This window comes from Sphingobacterium gobiense (genome assembly GCF_002980575.1).
In the GTDB taxonomy this organism is placed as follows: Bacteria; Bacteroidota; Bacteroidia; order Sphingobacteriales; family Sphingobacteriaceae; genus Sphingobacterium; species Sphingobacterium gobiense.
The window spans coordinates 1-19,676 of sequence record NZ_PVBS01000006.1 but is presented as its reverse complement, the minus strand read 5'-3'; the positions used below and the strand labels follow the sequence as shown (position 1 = coordinate 19,676).

Here is a 19,676-nt window from a genome sequence, read left to right as displayed (position 1 = left end):
CTTTATATACAAGCTTACAGAGAATTGATAATACATGGGAAAAACAAAAATATACGATACAGCACTTAAACCAGAACGGGCATTACTCGTTTCGGTGATAACACCTGACATTTCAGAACAAAACGCAAAAGACTATCTTCAAGAACTGGAATTTCTCGTGCAAACAGCGGGAGGTGAAGTACACGGTGTTTTCACGCAAAAATTAACAAATCCGGAACATGCCACGTTCGTAGGATCGGGTAAGCTGGAAGAAATCCGGCAGTATGCGGATGCCGAAGAGATTGATATGATTGTGTTTGACGATGAACTGTCGCCTTCACAGCTCCGCAACATAGAACGCGAGCTCAAACGTAAAATTTTGGATCGTTCCAACCTCATTCTGGATATTTTCGCCAAGCATGCGCAAACAGCACAGGCAAAAACACAGGTAGAATTAGCACAATTGCAATATCTGCTGCCACGGCTAACGCGCATGTGGACCCACTTGGAGCGCCAGCGCGGGGGTATTGGTATGCGTGGCCCGGGGGAGTCCCAGATTGAAACAGATAGACGGATTATCCTCAACAAAATATCGCTACTAAAAGAGCGACTAAAGGTTATTGACAAACAAAATGAAACCCAACGTAAAAATCGGGGCGAGCTCATCCGTGTAGCACTTGTGGGCTATACCAATGTCGGAAAATCTACTATACTGAATATGATTTCCAAATCAGACGTGTTGATGGAAAACAAGCTTTTTGCGACACTTGACACAACGGTGCGGAAAGTGGTCATAGACAACCTACCCTTCCTGCTTTCGGATACGGTAGGATTTATTCGCAAGTTGCCACACCATTTAGTGGAATCCTTTAAATCTACATTGGACGAGGTTCGCGAAGCGGATGTACTTATACATGTAGTGGATATCTCCCATCCTAACTTTGAAGACCATATCGCCGCAGTAAACGAAACGCTAAAGGATATTGACGCACTGGACAAACCCGTTATTACGGTTTTCAACAAAATAGATGCTTATAAAGCCCCCGTAGAAGTTGACGAGAACGGTGAAGAAATTAAGGTAACGCTTGAAGATTTCAGAAACTCTTGGATGGCAAAAAACTCCGATCCGGCAATTTTTCTGTCTGCTACGGAGAAAACCAATGTCGAAGAATTCAAACAGAAGTTATACGAGATTATCTCCAAAATGCATACGGCACGCTATCCGTATAATAATTTGTTATATTAACCATGAACAAACGAGTTCAATTTATGGACTGGGGGCTGGTCGATTATCAGGACGCATGGGATCGTCAGGAACAAGTATTTACCAAAACGGTCACGGTCAAGAACGAGAACCGTGTAAACGGCACAGCCAACCCCACTCCTAATCATCTTATCTTTACGGAGCACCCCCATGTATATACTTTGGGGAAAAGTGGGCATGAAGAATATTTACTTTTGGATGAAGCAGGACTGAAAGAGAAAAATGCAACTTTTTATAAAATTAACCGCGGTGGGGATATCACTTATCATGGACCGGGGCAGATTGTAGGGTATCCCATACTGGATTTGGATAATTTTTTCACCGATATCCATCTCTACCTGCGCACATTGGAAGAGGCCATTATCCGAACCTGTGCAGAATACGGCGTCGAGGCCGGTCGCTATGAAGGATTTACGGGTGTATGGATAGATGCCGACAACGACAAAGCCCGTAAAATCTGCGCGATGGGTGTCCGCGCTTCCCGATGGGTAACGATGCACGGATTCGCTTTCAACGTCAACGCAGACCTTAGTTACTTTGGCAATATCATCCCATGCGGCATAGACGATAAAGATGTTACCTCGCTCGAGCGGGAGCTTGGCCGCAAACTGGATATGGAAGAGATTAAAAACAAACTCAAAAACCATATCGCTGATTTATTCCAAATGGAGTTAATATTGTGATGAGTGATGAGTGATGAGTAAAACTGATTAAAAAATTAAAAGACAGATGATTCTTGCAGAAAGATACCATGACATATCCTGTGGACACCGTGTGGTTGGACACGAGGGTAAATGCCGGTTTTTACACGGTCACAACTATCGTATACATTTCACAGTGGCTGCTGACCAATTGGACGAAGTAGGTCGGGTACTTGATTTCTCCGTGATCAAAACCGCACTTTGCCAGTGGCTGGAAGAACATTTTGATCATAAGTTTCTAATCTGGGAAAAAGATGAGTTGTTGCCTCAATTGCAGGAGGTTTCCGGCGAAAGCCTCGTGATCGTTCCTTTCAATCCCACAGCCGAAAACATCGCACAATACCTGGTGGAACATATCGGCCCGCAACAATTAAAAGAATATCCCGTTCGGTTGGTTTCCTGCAAAGTAGAAGAAACAGCTAAGTGTTCTGCTATATATAGCTTATAGCTTACAACAACCCTCTCGCTTTAATTTCCAGATATTTGTTGATGGCGTTGATGGTTAAGTTCTCGGGAGACGTATAGATGGTTTGGATTCCCTGTCTATGTAATTCCTGAATAACAAGCTGTTTTTCGTGTACAAATTTCTGCGCAATGATTTGGTTATATACATCAATCGTTTTCTTCCCTTCTTCTTTCGCCATATCGATCAACTCCGTATTTTTGAATACAACCACGACTACAATATGCGTCTTGGCGAGCATACGCAAATACGCCATTTGCCGTGACAAAGCGTCTATCGTTTCAAAATTGGTATACAACATCAATAAGGAGCGCTTATTGATATGTTTATTGCAGAAAGCATACAGGTTACCAAACTCTGTTTCTTCGAAAGTGGTTGTTATATTGTAGAGTTTTTCGGAAATCAGTTGCATCTGCTTATTACGCTTCTCCGCGGGAATATGGTTAGATACTGTTTTGGAAAATGTCAGCATGCCTGCGCGGTCTTGTTTCAAAATAGCTGCATTCGCCAGCACCAATGTCGAGTTAATGGCGTAATCGAGTAACGTCAACCCGTTGAAAGGCATGCGCATGACCCGCCCAGTATCAATGAGTGCATAAATAGGTTGCGACTTCTCTTCTTGATACTGATTAACTAATAACTTCTTATGCTTGGCTGTTGCTTTCCAGTTGAGATGACGATATTCATCACCTCTGACATATTCCCGTATATGGTCAAACTCCAAGGTAGCACCGATTTTTCGGATGCGCTTAATTCCCAACTCCACTAATCTATCCGTCGTCGCTAACAATTGATATTTCCGCATCTGGATAAACGAGGGATAGCAGGCTAGTTCGAGCGGCTCATTCAACGTAAACTTTCTTGTAAATAAACCGAGCCTATGCACTAAGGCGTGGCATCTTCCAAAAGCATGAATACCCCGAGAAGTCGGACGGATCTGATAACGGATCGATTTGATTTCCCGCGGCAAAATCGCTGACTTCAATTCCACGTTTCGTAGTTGCAGCTGTATCGGGAACTCTTCCAACAGGCGGATACGGACTTTGGCAGGATAACTACTGGTCAACTGAATCTCCATATCATTCTCATCACCATTCGATAGCTTCTCCGGATAATTTCGCTGTATAATTATTTTACTTTTTTGATAGTAAAGAAACAGCATATCCCATGCACATGCCGCCACAAACAGCCAAAGAAGCGCAATCACAAAAGAGAATAACACTTTAATAAAAAAAGACAACACAAAGCATGTCGCTAATAAGAGTAGCGCATAGAAGAATTTATTGGTCACATACAGACTACGGATAAAACGCATTATCTCGGGATTTCGATACTGTCTACAATCTGTTTGATAATATAATCGCTTGTGAATCCTTCCATTTCCTTTTCCGGAGTCAGCAGCACACGGTGACCTAATATAGCCGGAGCAACATACTTCACATCATCTGGTGTAATAAAGTCTCTGCCTTGAAGTGCCGCGCTTGCTTTTGAAGCTTCCAACAAGGCGATTGAAGCACGTGGCGAAGCCCCCAATGTAAGGTTCGGGTTTGAACGCGTATGATAAACCACTTGTGCGATGTAAGTCAAGACATCTTCGTGTACATATACCGATTTTATCAACTGCTGAAAGCTGATCAATTCGTCGATAGCTAATACTGGCTGTACTAAATCTTCCTTATTGTTCGCCTTTTGCGCATGATGCTCACGCAAGATATCCAATTCTTGCTCTATCGCCGGATAATCAATATTAATCTTGAACAGGAAACGGTCCAATTGTGCTTCGGGCAACCGATAGGTTCCTTCGTGCTCTATCGGATTCTGCGTAGCAAAAACTACAAACGGTGTTGGCACGGGATAGGTAATACCATCCACAGTAACCTGTCTTTCGGACATACACTCGAACAAAGATGATTGCGTTTTTGCGGGGGCGCGGTTTATTTCGTCTATCAAGACGATATGACCGAAAATCGGACCTTTCTTAAATTCAAACTCATTGGTCTTTAGGTCTAGTACCGACGATCCTGTTACGTCCGAAGGCATCAAATCGGGCGTAAACTGTATGCGTTTAAATTGACCTTTGACCGCTTTTGCTAGCAACTTCGCTGTTAACGTTTTTGCAACACCTGGCATCCCCTCTATCAACGAATGGCCTGTTGCGAGAATAGCAATCAGAAGTTTATGAATGACTTCGTCTTGACCTATAATAACCTTTTTGACCTCCTGCTTCACCGCCCCCATCTTGTCTTTCAGCTCGATTAGGTCTATTCTGTTTTCAAAAGTGGGTTCATATTTATTTTCTAGTTCGCTCATAGCATATTCGCTTTACGTTTAAAATCTTCTATTCTTTTATTTAGTGCTACCAATTCGGCATCGGTAGACGTACGCACTTTTCTATATCGTAGAAGGAGCTCAATCAAGTTTTCACACTCGTCTAACGGAACACCGGTTTTTAGCGACAATTGTTTTGCAAAAACTTCATCTTCCAATTGCAGGATATCCAATTGAAAATGCGTTCGGATGTCATACAAAAAGTATTCTACTTTCTTTTGTATAAGATTGCCCGGATTTCCGCTCTCATAATATAAAGTGGCGATTGTACGCGCAAATTCCTTAGATAGATTTGGTTCCGGCTCGACGACATGGACAGCCTTTTGTTCCCGCTTACTTTTGAACAATAAAAACAGGATAAGCCCAAAAAGTAAAATATACCAGCCCTGGCGCAGTCCGTCGTTTTGCAACAATACACGTAGGGGCGTCTTTGCTTCCTCTGTCTCCTTAAAGGTACTATCAAACCAGTAGATCTTCTTATTGGAAAGCAATTTCAACACAGCTGCTCCATATATAAAGTTCTCCGTCTTTAACAACATGTAATAATTGGTAAACATGAGCGGTCCCAGATGCAAAAGAAAGCGACCTTTCCCTCTTTTTATCTCAATAAAATTGGGTATTTCCTTATCTTCCACTCCATAATAGCCGATAATTTGAGTGTTTATCGTATCCAGTTCACAGAACAGTCCCGGATACTCGAGATCCGGATAATAAGCGGTTTTACCATCTACTAACGAAAATGGTCGGTCTTCCACATTGATGACCTCATTAAAGTTATAAGGATAGTGAAATTGTTGTTTGATCCCCAGTGTATCCATAAGGTAATGTGGAAAGTTATTCGCAGAAATAAAAACTTCCCCTCCCCTTTCTACAAACTTCATCAGCTCTCCCGTTACCTCCTTCCCTTCGTAAAATCCATTTACGATATACACCAAACTACTTTGTTCTTTCTCCGGTAAAAATGTTTTCAGAAAATCGTAGTTTGTAGAGGTGAAGTCTTCTACCTGTACCTGATTTCCCAGAATTTCGGGCAATTCTTCCCGGATTATGTATAAACCATAAGGAATTTTATCCCGTTGGTCATAAGTTTTTGACCAATCGATCTGCTTATCGCTTGCCAAATCAATAAATGCAATAATCAACACGGTGACACCGAGCAATATAAAACCAAATTTTCCGGAACTCTTCATCGCCATTTTGATTGAAAAGTTAAGAAATAAGGGGCAAATTCCTCGTATTTAGCTTGATCTACAGGCATGTTCCCATACCACACGCGGTTATATATATTTACATTTCGCGTAAAATCACGTTTCAGTTCTTCGTGCGCTATCTCTTCAATAAGCTCTACATGTGTTTTAGTATATTTCCAATGAATCAGTTCTCGCTTTGCCAATAATTGTATATTCAGCAGGTTGAGATAACGAATAGCCAATGCAAAATCACGCTCTTTTTGGGCTTTATCAATATAGTCTGCGAGATCGATATCCAAGAGATTTTTCTCTACAAATTTGACTTCATCGGATACATCGTCATCATTTTTATCTTTTATTAATAAACGCTTACTTGAAAATAATACCCGATAGATAATCCACACAAAAAGGACTAAAGCTGCAACAGCTAGTAATTTATACACTATATCAGCAAACTGAAAATACTCCCTCGACGGAAAAAGATTGTTCAACATCCGTCCTAGCCTATCCCATATTTTCTTGAATAGACCGATACGGTTCGGACTACTCCTATCATAATCAAATTCCTCATCCTGATAGCGCTCGATCAATTTGGTATATGTCGCTGTATCCACCTGCGGAATTTGATTCATACGTGGAACGGTGTCGTAATAACCATCCTCCATATAATCTACCCAACCCTGCGGCCCATATTCCGATGCTTTCATGGATATACTATCTTCGGTCGGAGGAGGAGGTAAGGATTCTATCGTATCCGTATCTTGCGCGTATGAAGCAGATAAGAAGCCTATTGCGAGCATGGCAAGAAATAATCTACTGCCCATCTTCCTCCTTTCCTAGATGCTGTATCTTTTCGTACACGTCTTCGCCGTATGTCACTTCTTTTGCGGTCTCATAAATAATTCCCGACACCAAAACCGTAAACATATAATACACGATATAAAGTAACACCAATAACGTAGCGCCAATAGAGGTAAACAGGCGTCCGGCTATACTATCAAAAAATGTAGTCTCGAACCCAATGGTATTGTATGCTATAATCCCGATGATAAGAGATGGTATTAACGTGAGCATCACCAGAAGTGTCTGGAATACCAAACTTACGACATAAGCGGAGACGCTATAATCGATAATTTTTTTCTTTAAGATAGAAAAGCTTTGTTGTATGGCATTACTAGCCGGCATATACCCCTCCCGATAGAACAAAAATGCGCAAAAGAACCAAACACCTATAAAAGACCCCAAAATTCCGACAGCAAAACTTCCGACCAGCGGAATAAACATCAGGACAATCATAGCGAACATCATAGGAATAAATAAAATAACGACAGCCAAGATGCTTACTATCAAAAATTTAAAATATTTGCCTAGATTCGCTACAAAAGCTTTCCAAACGTCATTAGAATTGAAATCAGTTCCCCTCTTATTCTTCAGCAAGATAAAATATTCAATGGCTAGTCCAAAGAATACCATACTCACCACCAAAAGTGTAAATAACGCTGTAATTGCTACGAATATAAGACCCAGTGATTCTGTCCAACTTTGCGTTGTCGTTAAATTGATCTTGGTCGTTCCGTAATAGATAATAATCAACATAAGGCATAACGGCACGATAGCAAGTTTCAAAATCGTTTGAAAGAAATGCCCTAGCACCAGCCGCAAGAGGTTGATGAAATCCTGGACAATTTCACTTAGTTTGCGTTCTTTCCGAAATTCGAAGTCTATTTCCATCCGTTAATTCTTGCCAGTTGATAAGGTCTGATGATATAGAAATAGATAATAGCCATAAACGAGGCTAAAATAATACTACTACACAACCAAATTGAAACTTGATAATGCCGTGTCACGAAACCTTCTAGAAATCCCGCTACGATAAAGAACGGCACTGTACTTATTAATACCTTGGAAGCGGTTTTCATCGCTCTTTTGAACGATTCAAGCCTTGTATAGGATTTCGGAAACAATATACTGTTTCCGATTGCAAGACCGCAGCCTCCAGCAACGACAATTACCGACAGTTCAATAGCTCCGTGAATCCAAATAGCCGACATCGCTTCCTGCATGACGCCGTATCGAAAAAATAAATGATGAAAAGCGCCGACCATGATGCCGTTACTGAATAAGATATAACCTGTACCTATACTGTAAAATATGCCTAGTACAAAAGCCAGGAAAGCGACCCGAACATTATTAATCGTAATCGCCAAAGCGGAGCCTACTTCACTTCCTCCTTGATAAACGCCGGCAGGGTTTCCATCTTCGATGTTCGCTATGCTCATATCTACGTAATAATCGCCTAAGATTAAACGTACGAAATCCAAGTCGTATTGAGCTGAAATAAATCCGATAGCGATAGCTAGGCAGAAAATCAGTAAAGAATAGAGCAACGGACGGCGCAACTGCCATATGGCTTCTGGAATCTCCTGCTGTACAAAACGCTTGAACTGGTTCTCCGATGATTTCTGATCGCGATACAATTGCTGATGGGCCAGTATCGCAAGCTCATTCAGATAATCTTTCGTCTTTGATCGCGGATAAAATGTCTGTGCATATGCCAGATCGTTCGTCAATTCAATATAATCGGAGGCTAGGATATCGGGATCTACATTGATCTTATTTCTCAAATTATTTTCAATCAAGATCCATTTTTCTTTATTTCGTTCAATAAAGGATGCTTCTCTCATTATATCTTTCTAATTTTCTATATTTAAATAAAATAAACAAAGTAAATAGGAGAAGCTAAAAGTAGCACCTACTCGAAGCTAATATAGGAAATATTAACGTTTTAATAAAATGCACAAACTCTCTATTAATACGCCACAGAACGTAAAATTTGAATACAATTTAGCTTCGCTCGGTTCCCGTATCATTGCCTTTGCAGTCGATTATTTCATTATTATGTGTTATGCTATAATGGTCTATTACACGGTATCTCGGCTCGGCCTTTTTAGTACAAACGACCCTTGGTTGACTGCGGGTGTCTATATGCTTATTTTGCTGCCTGCGTTTTTTTATCCGTTTCTTATGGAGACATTCTTTAACGGACAAACCATCGGAAAAATGATTATGCGCATTAAAGTCGTGAAAATTGACGGAACCCGCGCCTCTGTATATCAGTATTTTATTCGCTGGGTATGTTCTATCGTGGATATTTTTCTGTGTGCAGGCGCCTTGGGGATTAGCAGTATCATAGCCACCAAACATGCGCAACGGATCGGTGACATCGCAGCCGACACGAGCGTCATCAGCACGAAACAAAACATGGCTTTACAGCAGACACTATTTGCAGAGATTACACAAGAATATACGGTTACCTTCCCTCAGGTGATGCGTTTGTCAGACAAAGACGCCAATACGATTAAAGATATATACAAAAAGGGATACGAACGTAAAGATTACAATATTATTTTGGCGTTAAGTAATAAACTGGTAGAACTACTAGACGTGAAGCCCCAAATGCGTCCTGAAGAGTTTATTGATGTCGTGATTAAGGATTATTATTATACGTTTAGGGATAGATAGTCTTTAGAACCGCCACTGTACATAATTAATATTTTTGTTGTTAGCGAGGTATTTCCGCTCATAGTATGTTTTGATAGAAAGCACATTGTCGACTAGATCGGAGTGGTACAGATCTGTAGTTTCTTTTATCTTAATAAGGTCCAACAATGCAAGCTGTTCTATGGTATAGGCATAGAAGCCATCGTTATCTGTTTTTAGATGCATGATGCCATTATCATTCAGAATCGCTTTATACTTTTCTAAAAACCTGGGGTTGGTCAGCCGTTTTTTCTCCCGGCTCTCTTGTGGTTGAGGATCCGGAAAAGTAATCCAAATCTCCGCTATTTCATTTTCTTCGAAATGTTCCAATATGGTTTCTATCTGAATCCGCAAAAACCCGACGTTGTTAATCTCTTCCTCCAAAGCTGTTTTTGCTCCTCGCCATATCCGGTTTCCTTTATAGTCGATGCCGATAAAATTGATATGAGGAAACATTTTCGCCAAGTTGACAGTATATTCTCCCTTGCCACAGGCAAGCTCCAATACAACAGGATTATTATTTCCAAAGAATGTAGATGCCCATTCGCCTTTATAATCTTTCCCTGCATCTAACTGAACTACATTTTTAAAAGTAGCCACTTCGGCAAATCTCCGTAACTTATCTTTACCCATTCTGAAAAATTTGTCCGCAAAAATAATCTTATATTTGCAGGAATCAATAGTTTAACGTGGAAAAAGAAGCTAAAATATTTGTTGCGGGTCATCGTGGAATGGTGGGCTCAGCGATTGTCAGAGCATTAGAAAAAGAGGGATATCATAACCTTATCAAACGCACGTCAAAAGAACTCGATTTGCGTAATCAATCTCAGGTCGCAGATTTTTTCGCTGAAGAACAACCGGAATACGTATTTCTGGCGGCGGCAAAAGTCGGCGGCATTGTAGCAAACAACACCTATCGCGCCGATTTTCTTTACGAGAATCTCATGATCCAAACAAATGTGATTCATCAAGCTTATGTTCAGAAAGTCAAAAAACTGCTGTTCTTAGGCTCTAGCTGTATTTATCCGAAACTCGCTCCACAACCTCTCCAAGAGGATTATTTACTGACAGGCACATTGGAACCTACCAACGAGCCTTACGCCATTGCAAAGATTGCCGGAATTAAAATGTGTGAAGCATATCGTTCGCAATATGGATGTAATTTCATTTCAGCAATGCCTACTAATCTATACGGCATTAACGACAACTACCATCCGCAAAACTCCCATGTGTTACCCGCACTAATCCGCCGTTTCCACGAGGCGAAGATAGCAGGTTTGAGCGAAGTGAGTATCTGGGGAACTGGTTCACCACTTCGGGAATTTCTGTATGCAGACGACTTAGGCGAGGCCTGCGTTTTTCTAATGCAAAACTATGACGAGGAACAATTTATTAACGTCGGTGTAGGGGAGGATATCAGCATCCGCGATCTAGCTTATCTCGTGCGCGAAATAGTAGGATACGATGGCGACGTCCACTTCGATACAAGAAAACCCGACGGAACCCCTCGCAAACTAATGGATATCAACAAATTACACACATTAGGATGGCGACATAAAATACTCCTACGCGAAGGGATAGCCTTAGCTTATGAAGATTTTCAAAAAAAAGAATATCATTGAGTTCTATCGGCAAAACGTTCGTCTTCTAAAATAGCAGCTTGCTGCTGCATAACCGCTATTTTTTCTATCGCATCTTCTTCTAACTTTTCTTTCTTCTTCTTTTTTTTAGGCTTTATAAAGGAGGTAACTTTATTTATCAATCCGCTTATCTTGTCCTGATTGACCTGCCCGGCAGCCGTTTCCGAAGCCAGCAAAACTAAAGCCTTTTTAAACCAGCCAGCTTTTCGAAGTAAGGTCGAATTTAGCACAATAGGTGCGCCCAATTGTAAGATTCTTGTCAACCAGTCGGCATCCTTACTCCGCACAGCTTTACCTACACCTGAAGTAAAATCCTTTAACATGCCTACGCCCGGGATCTGAGAAGTTACCTGTCTAAAAAACCGAAAAGGGGTATCTACTTTTACCTTTAACAGCGAATATTGATCCGTCAAGTAAGCTTCCTGCTCCCTCCGTCTTAAGTTAAGCCGAGTAATTTCTGCTCGTAAATCATGTAAATTATTTATTTTCTGTGAATTCTTCATTTACGCTTGATTTGATTTTCTCTTCAATGATGTCTTCATCCTCGTCTCCTTGCCATTTGCCCGCCACCTTACGAATAGTAAAATTCATAAATATTCTTTCCAATCCCGGTTCAAAAGCACGAATGAGTAATACGAGCACAAAAAAGATGACACCCGTTAACAAAAACCCTAGTGCATTGCTATCCAATACTTCGCCAAGATAAAAACCTAACGCCAACGAGCAGAAAAAAACGATAAACAAACTAAATACAATCTTTACAACATCCAGCGCTAAGGAGCCGATTATCCTCGACCCTTTAGCTAATCCTTTCAGTTGCAATAGCTTAATTTGCGTATCTACATATTCTTTCCCCTTTTGAAAGGTACCACTAAGCGAAAATTTTTCCTCTTCCATCGAATGTGTATTTTTTTTAAAGTACGCAGTAGAGACTTCAGGATATTGTGTCTCCACTGCACTGTATTAAGCGTGTTCTATTATTTCGTCATCCACCATGGCTTCAGCCTCAGACATTTTGGATTTAACCAAACCTAATACTTTATCTTTAAGCTCGCTAAGCTGGTCAAATTGTTCTTCCGCACGCTCTTTGATGGCGTCACCCAAATCAGATAATGACTCATTAATCTTATCTCTCGTTTCTGATCCTTTATCGGGAGCAAACAATAATCCTACGACTGCTCCCGCTGCTAATCCTGCTAATAATGCAGCTACTATTTTACTGTTCTCATTCATATTTTTGCCTTTTAAATAATTCTTCATTTATCGGGTTGAAGATTTAATTAAGTTATACAATTAACAAATAATCTTTCTAATCGTTTTAAAAATACAAAAGTATTTTGGGCTTCGGCTTCCTTTCAAAGAAGAAAACGAAAATGTTGCTAAAAAGTAACATATCTCCGACTATTTTATATTATTTATCGATCTTTTTCGTATTTTAGGGTAACCATTTTAACATATAGCTATGCTCGTCAAAACCTTTAGTAGTGCCGTATACGGCATAAACGCAACCACTGTAACTGTAGAAACACTTGTTTGTCCTGGCATACATTATCATATTGTAGGGTTGCCGGATAGTGCGATCAAAGAAAGTCTGCACCGTATTGAAAGCGCTATTACAGCTTCTGGATACCGTATGCCGCGTCAAAAAATAGTCGTCAATTTGGCCCCGGCAGCTATTCGTAAAGAAGGCTCCGGCTATGATTTATCTATTGCATTAGGTATCCTGGCGGCGTCAGGTCAAATACAGGAAACCCTGTTAAAGGGTTATATTATGTTAGGGGAGCTATCGCTAGATGGCGAGGTTCAACCCATCAAGGGGGCTTTGCCTGTCACCTTACAGGCTAAACAGGATGGTTTTAGAGGTGTTATACTGCCATCGGCCAATGCGCGGGAGGCTGCCGCAGTTCAAGATATGGAAGTGTTGGCCGCGAATAACCTACAGGAGGCTATTTATTTTTTTAACAAAAAACAAAAACTAGAACGGGTCCGAATCGACATTGGAGATGAATTTATGCATCATATAAATAACTATGATGTAGATTTTTCGGATGTAAAAGGACAGGAGAACATAAAAAGGGCGTTAGAAATTGCTGCCGCAGGGGGGCACAATGTCATCTTGATCGGTCCACCGGGAGCCGGCAAAACGATGCTTGCTAAACGCCTTCCGACCATTCTTCCTCCACTTCATCTAGATGAATCGCTTGAAACTACCAAAATCCACTCCGTTGCCGGTCAACTTCATGCACTTTCTTCGCTCATGACGGTTCGTCCTTTCCGAGCTCCTCACCATACAACTTCCGACGTCGCTCTCGTTGGCGGCGGTTCGTCGCCACAACCAGGAGAAGTTTCCCTTGCCCACAACGGCGTATTGTTTTTGGACGAGCTTCCAGAATTTAAAAGGTCTGTGCTAGAAGTAATGCGGCAGCCGCTAGAGTCTCGAAATATCACGATTTCGCGAGCTAAGTTTTCCGTTGATTACCCAGCGAGTTTTATGTTGATAGCGGCTATGAATCCTTGTCCTTGTGGATATTATAACCATCCGGAAAAGGAATGTATTTGCGGAAGCCCTGCTGTACATCGTTATCTTAGCAAAATTTCCGGCCCGCTACTGGATCGTATAGATCTACATGTCGAGGTGACGCCCGTTGAATTTAACAAGCTTTCCGCTGCGAAGAACACCGAGAAAAGTGAAGTCATACGGGGGCGGGTTATACAGGCACGTAACGTCCAAACGAAACGTTTTGCAGACTCCCCTGATATCCACAACAATGCGCAAATGAATACACGTGTTGTACGGCAAGTCTGTCTGATCAGCAGCTCGGGCAAACAGCTTTTACAGGCGGCTATGGACCGTCTTGGGCTTTCTGCACGAGCGTATGACCGCATACTAAAAGTATCGCGTACTATAGCCGATATGGAGGGTTCCGAACAGATTGAAAACCAACATTTAGCGGAGGCTATTCATTTTAGAAGTTTGGATCGGGAAGACTGGACTGGGTGAGGGGGCTACAAAAACTGACTGAGAAGATGGCTGATAGACCAAGGGTAAAGCAAAATCGTCAGCCCTATCCCGGCAAGCGCTCCAAATAAATGAGCATCGTGGTTAATATTATCGTATGCTTTTTTAGATGCCCAGATACAATATCCTAAAAAGAGAAACGCAAACAAATAGGCTGGTATTGGAATCACCATGAAGAGTCCGAGCATCGCTTTTGGCTGAAACATAATAAAGCTAAAGAGAACGGCGCAAATAGCACCCGATGCGCCCAAACTATAATAACTCGAATTGTTTTTCTGCCGGATCAACGTAGGTATATCGCTAAGAATTAAACTAACGACATATAGCCCCGCGAAAAGCACGTGGCCCAGAACACCACTGAATTGGACAAACATATTCTCAAGACCGAATCCAAAATAATAGAACGTCATCATATTAAAAATAAGATGCATCCAATCTTTATGGATCAAGCCGCTCGTAAACACCATGTACCATTTTGACTTATCTCTATGCAACGTATACGGATGCAGCATCAGTTTGGCATACCATTGTGGGTTGGAAAAAACATATAAACTCAATCCTATTGTCAAGGCAAAAATTACGGAAGCAACAGGAGTTGCATAAAGGTAGTATAGCATAAAAATTTGTGGATTAAAATCTGTCTTCTATCAAAAAGACGTATAATTCTTTGGGGCCATGCGCACCCAGCACCAACATTTTCTCAATGTCTGCTGTTCGGCTAGGTCCAGTGATCGTTGCAATCATAGAGGGAAGCTTATCTCCATATTTTTCTCTCATCCGTTGCAATCCATGTTTAAGATCCATGACCAATTGGGAGGTTTTTGCCACTACAATATGAATGGGCGGATAGATACTCAAGCGGCGACCAGCTTCATTTCCGTTGGATACCATAATGCTTCCATTGCGTGCAATAAGGGCTTCGCAGGTAGTAATTCCTGCATCCGCGGCATCAAGCTGTTTATCGGACGTATAAATTGGGAAGCCATACTGCCCTAACAACGCTTGTACTTCATGCTCCCAAGCCAAAATCTTTTTTATCTGTAGCTTTTCGGCTAAAAGTATCAAATTTTCAACAAGCGAGATCTCCCCATCACAATATACAAAATTACCCGCAACTTGTGTAAACTCCCGTGCGAATGTGACATCCAAAGGTTCCTCCTCATCTTTATAAAGCGGAGAGTCCTCAAAGTCAATATGTGGATTCTCTCGTTTCTGCAACAAAGCCTGACGAATCTTTTTTAGCATTCGCTCTTTAGCTGTGGTATTTCGAATATTCATGTATATAACCCTTAAAAGTGAAGCTTAAGATTTTTAGGCTTCACTCATTAATGGGGCAAGCAATGCGCCCTTACCCTTCTGACTTTGTGTCGTTGTTATTACTGTCCTGCGGCAGTTTCAACGGTAAATCAGTTTGCGGAACGCCACCTCCGTCCGCTCCACCATTTACAAATTCGTCATAAGTGGTACGGTTTTCAAACGGACGTTTTCCCAAAATTTGTTCCAAATCGCTTTGAAACAGAATTTCTTTCTCCAACAATTTCTCTGCGATTTTGATAAGACCATCCTGCTTCTCCAATAAAAGCTGTTTAGTCCGCTCGTATACCGCGGCAATTAAATTCCTCACTTCTTGGTCAATTAATTCTGCCGTTTGATCGGAATATGGCTTTTGGAATTGCGCTTCGCCAGAACTATCGCGAAAAGATAGATTTCCCACTTTGTCGTTCATACCATACACCGACACCATCGCATACGCTAGTTTTGTGATCCTTTCCAAATCATTTTGCGCTCCGGTACTGATTCGTCCGAAAGTAATATCTTCTGCTACTCGCCCTCCCAGTGTCATGCACATGCTGTCCAACAATTGTTCCGTCGTATATAAAAATTGTTCTTTCGGCAAGTACTGCGCATAACCTAACGCGGCTACACCCCTCGGAACGATAGAAACCTTAACCAAGGGATCAGCGAATTCCAGGAACCATCCAGAAATAGCGTGTCCAGCTTCGTGGTAAGCTACGATTTTCTTCTCTTCAGGAGATATAATTTTGTTTTTCTTTTCAAGTCCTCCGATGACCCTATCAATTGCATCTTGGAAATCCTGCATCGAAATCGACGTTTTGTTTTTTCGCGCGGCAATCAATGCTGCTTCGTTACACACGTTCGCAATCTCTGCACCTGCAAAACCAGGCGTTTGTGCCGAAAGCTTTTTCGCATCCACTTCCTCCGAAAGCTTCAAAGGCTGTAAGTGTACTTTAAATATCTCTTCACGTCCAATCAAATCTGGTTTATCAATAGAAATCTGCCTGTCAAATCGTCCCGGGCGCAATAACGCTTGATCTAATACATCTAAGCGGTTTGTAGCAGCCAATAGAATAACGCCTAAGTTCGTGCCGAAACCATCCATTTCTACCAGCAATTGGTTCAACGTGTTTTCACGTTCGTCATTCCCACCCATAACCGAATTTTTACCACGGGCGCGCCCAATTGCGTCAATTTCATCGATAAATATAATACAAGGAGCTTTTTCTTTTGCCTGTTTAAATAAATCTCGTACACGAGACGCTCCTACACCTACAAACATTTCCACAAAATCCGATCCTGACAAAGAGAAGAAGGGAACCTGAGCTTCTCCTGCAACAGCTTTTGCCAGCAATGTTTTACCAGTACCCGGAGGGCCTACAAGCAAAGCTCCCTTTGGAATCTTTCCTCCTAAATCGGTATATTTTTTTGGATTTTTAAGAAAATCCACAATCTCCATGACCTCTGTCTTTGCCTCTTCCAGTCCCGCAACATCGTTGAACGTGATGTTTATTTGAGATTCTTTATCAAAAAGCTGGGCTTTAGATTTTCCGATATTGAATATCGCACCTCCACCAGTACCGGCACCACCTCCCATACGGCGCATCAATAACATCCATATGGCCACAATAATTAATAACGGAAGCATAAACGAAATAAACCAACCCGCCCACGGATTAGATCTATTTTCATAATGCGGCTCAATACGGGCTTGATCTTCTGGTAATCCTGCTTGTGAATTTTTCAATTTCTCATTTAGAATCACATCAGACGGTTCCGTAAACCTATATTGAGGCCCCACATCAGGGGATAACAACAGCGCATTGGGACTAGGGGCTACGTTTTTATATTTATCGTCTTTAAGCTTATCTTTTTTAATATATACTTCAACCTCCACCAAATCATTGCTCTTAACAGCAACCAGCTTTTCGACATCGCCAGCTAACAATATCTCTTTCTCAAACTTTGAATAGGTAATTTCTTCGGTATTATCGCTACTAAAAAAGTACTGCAACCCAAAGAATCCGAGGATAATCAATATCCATAACCACATCATGTTAAATTTGGGTGGAACAGGAGTTACTTTTTTACTTGGAATTTTCTTCATTACAATCTATTATATCTATTTTCTCTTACTTTTAAACTTTTACGCGCTTTGATACGATTCTACTTGAGCGTCCCCCCATAAATCCTCTATGCCATAATGGCTCCTTTTTTCCGTTTTAAAGACATGGACGACAACATCTACAAAATCCAACAAAATCCATTCACCATTGCTATGACCTTCTTTTCTCCACGGTTCTTGCCCAAAGGCCTTGTAAACCTCCTCTTCTACGCTATTTGCTATTGCGTTGATTTGTGTTGCAGAATCCGCATGGCAGATAACGAAATAATCGGATAAGGTGGCATTAACGTTTCTCAAATCCATCCGCACAATATCATTGCCTTTTTTCTCTTGCATTCCGTATATTACTACTTCGGCAAGTTTTCCTGACAAAGCCTTTTTTTTATCTTTATTCATTAAAAAATGTTAGTTTTGAACGATATTTATGTCTTTAAATATTTTTCCCTTGCAAAATAATACATTTTCCCGACTTTACCTTAGACAAAATTTAATTGTATTGGAAGAGGTAACGTCTACCAACGATTATTTAAAGGAACTTTTGTCAAATATTAAGCCACTTCCCGAAGCAACTGCCATTATGGCAATCCATCAGGTGGCAGGAAAAGGCCAACGGGGAAACTCCTGGTTCAGTAAACCTGCTGAAACATTGAATTTAAGTTTTTCCTTATACCCAAAGGACTTCCTTATACACCAATCGTTTAATTTAAATATGCTCGTTTGTTTGGGCATCCAGCGTTGGGTATCAACATTGCTTCCCAATGCACAGATTAAATGGCCCAATGATATTTATGTCGGCGGTAAGAAGCTATGTGGTGTATTAATCGAAAACCAACTATCTGGTCCCCGTATTCATTCCAGCGTAATTGGCATCGGTGTAAACATAAAACAACAAGCCTTCCCTCCAGTTATACAACATAAGGCCACCTCATTTTACATCGAAAAACCGGTGATATCAACAGAACCCCTTGAACATCATGCACTGTCGCTTCTTTCAACGATAATGACCTTATATGAAAACATCGATCTAAATGATACACAACAATTATTGGAAGCTTACAACAGCTGTTTATTTAGAAAGGGAATTCCCGCGTATTATGAAATTGCAGGGGAAAGCTTTCTAGGTATCCTTCAAGGTGCTGAAAGTGATGGTAAATTAAGTATACTGATCAATGGTAAAGAGCGACTATTTGATCTTAAAGAAGTTAGCTTTAAGTAATAGCACTTAAACCCCCGCCATCAGGGGTTATTTATAAAGGAAATATATCATATAATTTACTTGTATATAGCTTATACGCTGCCTATATTTGGGCATATTTTCATTCGCATTAGGTAAAATTAAACCTTACAGGATGGAAGCAGTCTTATAATTAGCATTAAAAAGTAACTTATTAGCATGAAAAAATTAAGTTTATTAATTGTAGCGGTGTTGTTTATCATGGCTAACGTTGACGCTCAGATATTGAACCCAGTAAAATGGAGCGTTGCTTCGAAAAAACTAAATGACAAAGAAGCTGTTGTATTTATCAAGGCAAATATCGACAACGGTTGGCATATATATGGTCTGCAAGTTCCTGATGGTGGACCAATTTCAACAGCGTTTACATTTTCGCCTTCGAATAACTACAGCTTGAACGGCAAAGTTGCGGCTCCAGCGCCAAAATCAAAATTCGAGAAAGACTTTGATATGAATGTCCCATATTACACCAAAGAAGTTATTTTCCAACAGAAAGTGAAGTTAAAGAATGGCCAACCTGTCGTAAAAGGCGTAGTGGAATTTATGGTTTGTGATTCGGAAAGATGTTTGCCTCCCGATGAGTATGCCTTTACCGTCACAATTAAGTAGTATTCTTGGAATAAGAAATGATAAGGCGGTAAGTTTACTGCCTTTTTTTTATTTTAGCGACTTATCTAATAAGCTATGCGTTCATTATTTAAGCATTTTATAGCCCTACAACTTTTAGCATTTTTCCTATGTTATTTGTCATTTGCACAACAAGATAGCTTAATCTCGTTTGATGATATAGAATTTGTAGACGGTTCTGCTGGATCGGAGGACGACACCCTGCTGGAAGTTCCTGATGACCTGATGTTCGGGGAGGGCACGACAGACGGGGAGATGGAGGCTGATGCG

At 41.0% G+C, this 19,676-nt stretch carries 23 protein-coding genes; 9 read left to right on the top strand and 14 right to left on the bottom strand.

Annotated features, from left to right (window positions below; translation table 11 throughout):
* The first annotated feature begins 34 nt into the window (after window positions 1-34).
* From hflX to C5749_RS18860, 3 genes are read left to right on the top strand one after another with little or no spacing between them, the layout of a single operon-like run.
* Window positions 35-1,225: a GTPase HflX gene (gene hflX / locus C5749_RS18870; protein WP_105727782.1), complete on the top strand. Its 1,191-nt coding sequence runs from the start codon at window positions 35-37 to the stop codon at window positions 1,223-1,225.
* A 2-nt stretch (window positions 1,226-1,227) separates the two neighbouring features.
* A complete protein-coding gene (gene lipB, locus C5749_RS18865; RefSeq protein WP_105727781.1) occupies window positions 1,228-1,926 on the top strand; it encodes a lipoyl(octanoyl) transferase LipB in 699 nt (232 codons plus the stop codon).
* 46 nt (window positions 1,927-1,972) lie between these two features.
* Window positions 1,973-2,392 (top strand): 6-pyruvoyl trahydropterin synthase family protein, encoded by a 420-nt coding sequence (locus C5749_RS18860; RefSeq protein ID WP_105727780.1) that lies wholly within the window; start codon window positions 1,973-1,975, stop codon window positions 2,390-2,392.
* Window position 2,393: 1 nt separating this feature from the next.
* Here the strand turns inward: C5749_RS18860 and C5749_RS18855 are convergent, their stop codons facing one another.
* Genes C5749_RS18855 through C5749_RS18830 form a run of 6 tightly spaced genes read right to left on the bottom strand, consistent with a single transcriptional unit; the run spans window position 2,394 to window position 8,609 of the window.
* Complete coding sequence (locus C5749_RS18855; RefSeq protein WP_245893846.1) at window positions 2,394-3,722, bottom strand: DUF58 domain-containing protein; 1,329 nt, start codon at window positions 3,720-3,722, stop codon at window positions 2,394-2,396.
* Window positions 3,722-4,717 carry an AAA family ATPase gene (locus C5749_RS18850; RefSeq protein WP_105727779.1) on the bottom strand — a complete coding sequence of 332 codons (996 nt, stop codon included), beginning with the start codon at window positions 4,715-4,717 and terminating at the stop codon, window positions 3,722-3,724. The genes C5749_RS18855 and C5749_RS18850 overlap by 1 nt, the downstream gene beginning before the upstream one ends.
* On the bottom strand, window positions 4,714-5,925 hold the full coding sequence (locus tag C5749_RS18845) for a DUF4350 domain-containing protein (RefSeq protein ID WP_105727778.1): 1,212 nt from the start codon (window positions 5,923-5,925) through the stop codon (window positions 4,714-4,716). Before C5749_RS18845 ends, C5749_RS18850 begins: the two co-directional genes overlap by 4 nt.
* Window positions 5,922-6,749: a DUF4129 domain-containing protein gene (locus C5749_RS18840; protein ID WP_146113794.1), complete on the bottom strand. Its 828-nt coding sequence runs from the start codon at window positions 6,747-6,749 to the stop codon at window positions 5,922-5,924. Before C5749_RS18840 ends, C5749_RS18845 begins: the two co-directional genes overlap by 4 nt.
* Window positions 6,739-7,656, bottom strand: a complete 918-nt coding sequence (locus C5749_RS18835; protein WP_105727776.1) for an ABC transporter permease — start codon at window positions 7,654-7,656, stop codon at window positions 6,739-6,741. The genes C5749_RS18840 and C5749_RS18835 overlap by 11 nt, the downstream gene beginning before the upstream one ends.
* A complete protein-coding gene (locus tag C5749_RS18830; protein ID WP_105727775.1) occupies window positions 7,647-8,609 on the bottom strand; it encodes a stage II sporulation protein M in 963 nt (320 codons plus the stop codon). Before C5749_RS18830 ends, C5749_RS18835 begins: the two co-directional genes overlap by 10 nt.
* Before the next feature lie 109 nt (window positions 8,610-8,718).
* On the opposite strand from C5749_RS18830, the gene C5749_RS18825 reads away from it, so the two are divergent.
* Entirely contained in the window at window positions 8,719-9,447 is a 729-nt protein-coding gene (locus tag C5749_RS18825) for an RDD family protein (RefSeq protein ID WP_105727774.1), read from the top strand.
* 3 nt (window positions 9,448-9,450) lie between these two features.
* Here C5749_RS18825 and trmB read toward each other — a convergent pair whose 3' ends face one another.
* Window positions 9,451-10,098: a tRNA (guanosine(46)-N7)-methyltransferase TrmB gene (trmB, locus tag C5749_RS18820; protein WP_105727773.1), complete on the bottom strand. Its 648-nt coding sequence runs from the start codon at window positions 10,096-10,098 to the stop codon at window positions 9,451-9,453.
* A gap of 56 nt (window positions 10,099-10,154) precedes the next feature.
* On the opposite strand from trmB, the gene fcl reads away from it, so the two are divergent.
* Entirely contained in the window at window positions 10,155-11,087 is a 933-nt protein-coding gene (fcl, locus tag C5749_RS18815) for a GDP-L-fucose synthase (RefSeq protein WP_105727772.1), read from the top strand.
* Here the strand turns inward: fcl and C5749_RS18810 are convergent.
* The 3 genes from C5749_RS18810 to C5749_RS18800 form a co-directional block, all read right to left on the bottom strand.
* On the bottom strand, window positions 11,081-11,608 hold the full coding sequence (locus C5749_RS18810; RefSeq protein ID WP_181151530.1) for a hypothetical protein: 528 nt from the start codon (window positions 11,606-11,608) through the stop codon (window positions 11,081-11,083). The genes fcl and C5749_RS18810 overlap by 7 nt on opposite strands.
* Window positions 11,583-12,002: a hypothetical protein gene (locus tag C5749_RS18805; RefSeq protein ID WP_105727771.1), complete on the bottom strand. Its 420-nt coding sequence runs from the start codon at window positions 12,000-12,002 to the stop codon at window positions 11,583-11,585. Before C5749_RS18805 ends, C5749_RS18810 begins: the two co-directional genes overlap by 26 nt.
* A gap of 66 nt (window positions 12,003-12,068) precedes the next feature.
* Window positions 12,069-12,338: a YtxH domain-containing protein gene (locus C5749_RS18800; protein WP_105727830.1), complete on the bottom strand. Its 270-nt coding sequence runs from the start codon at window positions 12,336-12,338 to the stop codon at window positions 12,069-12,071.
* Window positions 12,339-12,567: 229 nt separating this feature from the next.
* On the opposite strand from C5749_RS18800, the gene C5749_RS18795 reads away from it, so the two are divergent.
* On the top strand, window positions 12,568-14,106 hold the full coding sequence (locus tag C5749_RS18795; RefSeq protein ID WP_105727770.1) for a YifB family Mg chelatase-like AAA ATPase: 1,539 nt from the start codon (window positions 12,568-12,570) through the stop codon (window positions 14,104-14,106).
* 5 nt (window positions 14,107-14,111) lie between these two features.
* Here C5749_RS18795 and C5749_RS18790 read toward each other — a convergent pair whose 3' ends face one another.
* The 4 genes from C5749_RS18790 to rsfS all read right to left on the bottom strand — a co-directional run bounded on the left by C5749_RS18790 (window position 14,112) and on the right by rsfS (window position 17,941).
* Entirely contained in the window at window positions 14,112-14,741 is a 630-nt protein-coding gene (locus tag C5749_RS18790; RefSeq protein ID WP_105727769.1) for a rhomboid family intramembrane serine protease, read from the bottom strand.
* A 13-nt stretch (window positions 14,742-14,754) separates the two neighbouring features.
* A complete protein-coding gene (locus tag C5749_RS18785; protein ID WP_105727768.1) occupies window positions 14,755-15,402 on the bottom strand; it encodes a LutC/YkgG family protein in 648 nt (215 codons plus the stop codon).
* A 70-nt stretch (window positions 15,403-15,472) separates the two neighbouring features.
* Window positions 15,473-17,527, bottom strand: coding sequence for an ATP-dependent zinc metalloprotease FtsH (ftsH, locus tag C5749_RS18780; protein WP_105727767.1), 2,055 nt, complete (start codon window positions 17,525-17,527; stop codon window positions 15,473-15,475).
* A 39-nt stretch (window positions 17,528-17,566) separates the two neighbouring features.
* A complete protein-coding gene (gene rsfS, locus C5749_RS18775) occupies window positions 17,567-17,941 on the bottom strand; it encodes a ribosome silencing factor (protein WP_105727766.1) in 375 nt (124 codons plus the stop codon).
* A gap of 28 nt (window positions 17,942-17,969) precedes the next feature.
* Between rsfS and C5749_RS18770 the strand changes: the two genes are divergently transcribed.
* From C5749_RS18770 to C5749_RS18760, 3 genes are all read left to right on the top strand, one after another.
* A complete protein-coding gene (locus C5749_RS18770; RefSeq protein ID WP_105727765.1) occupies window positions 17,970-18,761 on the top strand; it encodes a biotin--[acetyl-CoA-carboxylase] ligase in 792 nt (263 codons plus the stop codon).
* 177 nt (window positions 18,762-18,938) lie between these two features.
* Window positions 18,939-19,388, top strand: coding sequence for a protein-disulfide reductase DsbD domain-containing protein (locus C5749_RS18765; protein ID WP_181151528.1), 450 nt, complete (start codon window positions 18,939-18,941; stop codon window positions 19,386-19,388).
* A gap of 75 nt (window positions 19,389-19,463) precedes the next feature.
* Window positions 19,464-19,676, top strand: a 213-nt coding sequence (locus C5749_RS18760; RefSeq protein ID WP_146113793.1) for a hypothetical protein, incomplete at its 3' end; no start/stop codon positions are given.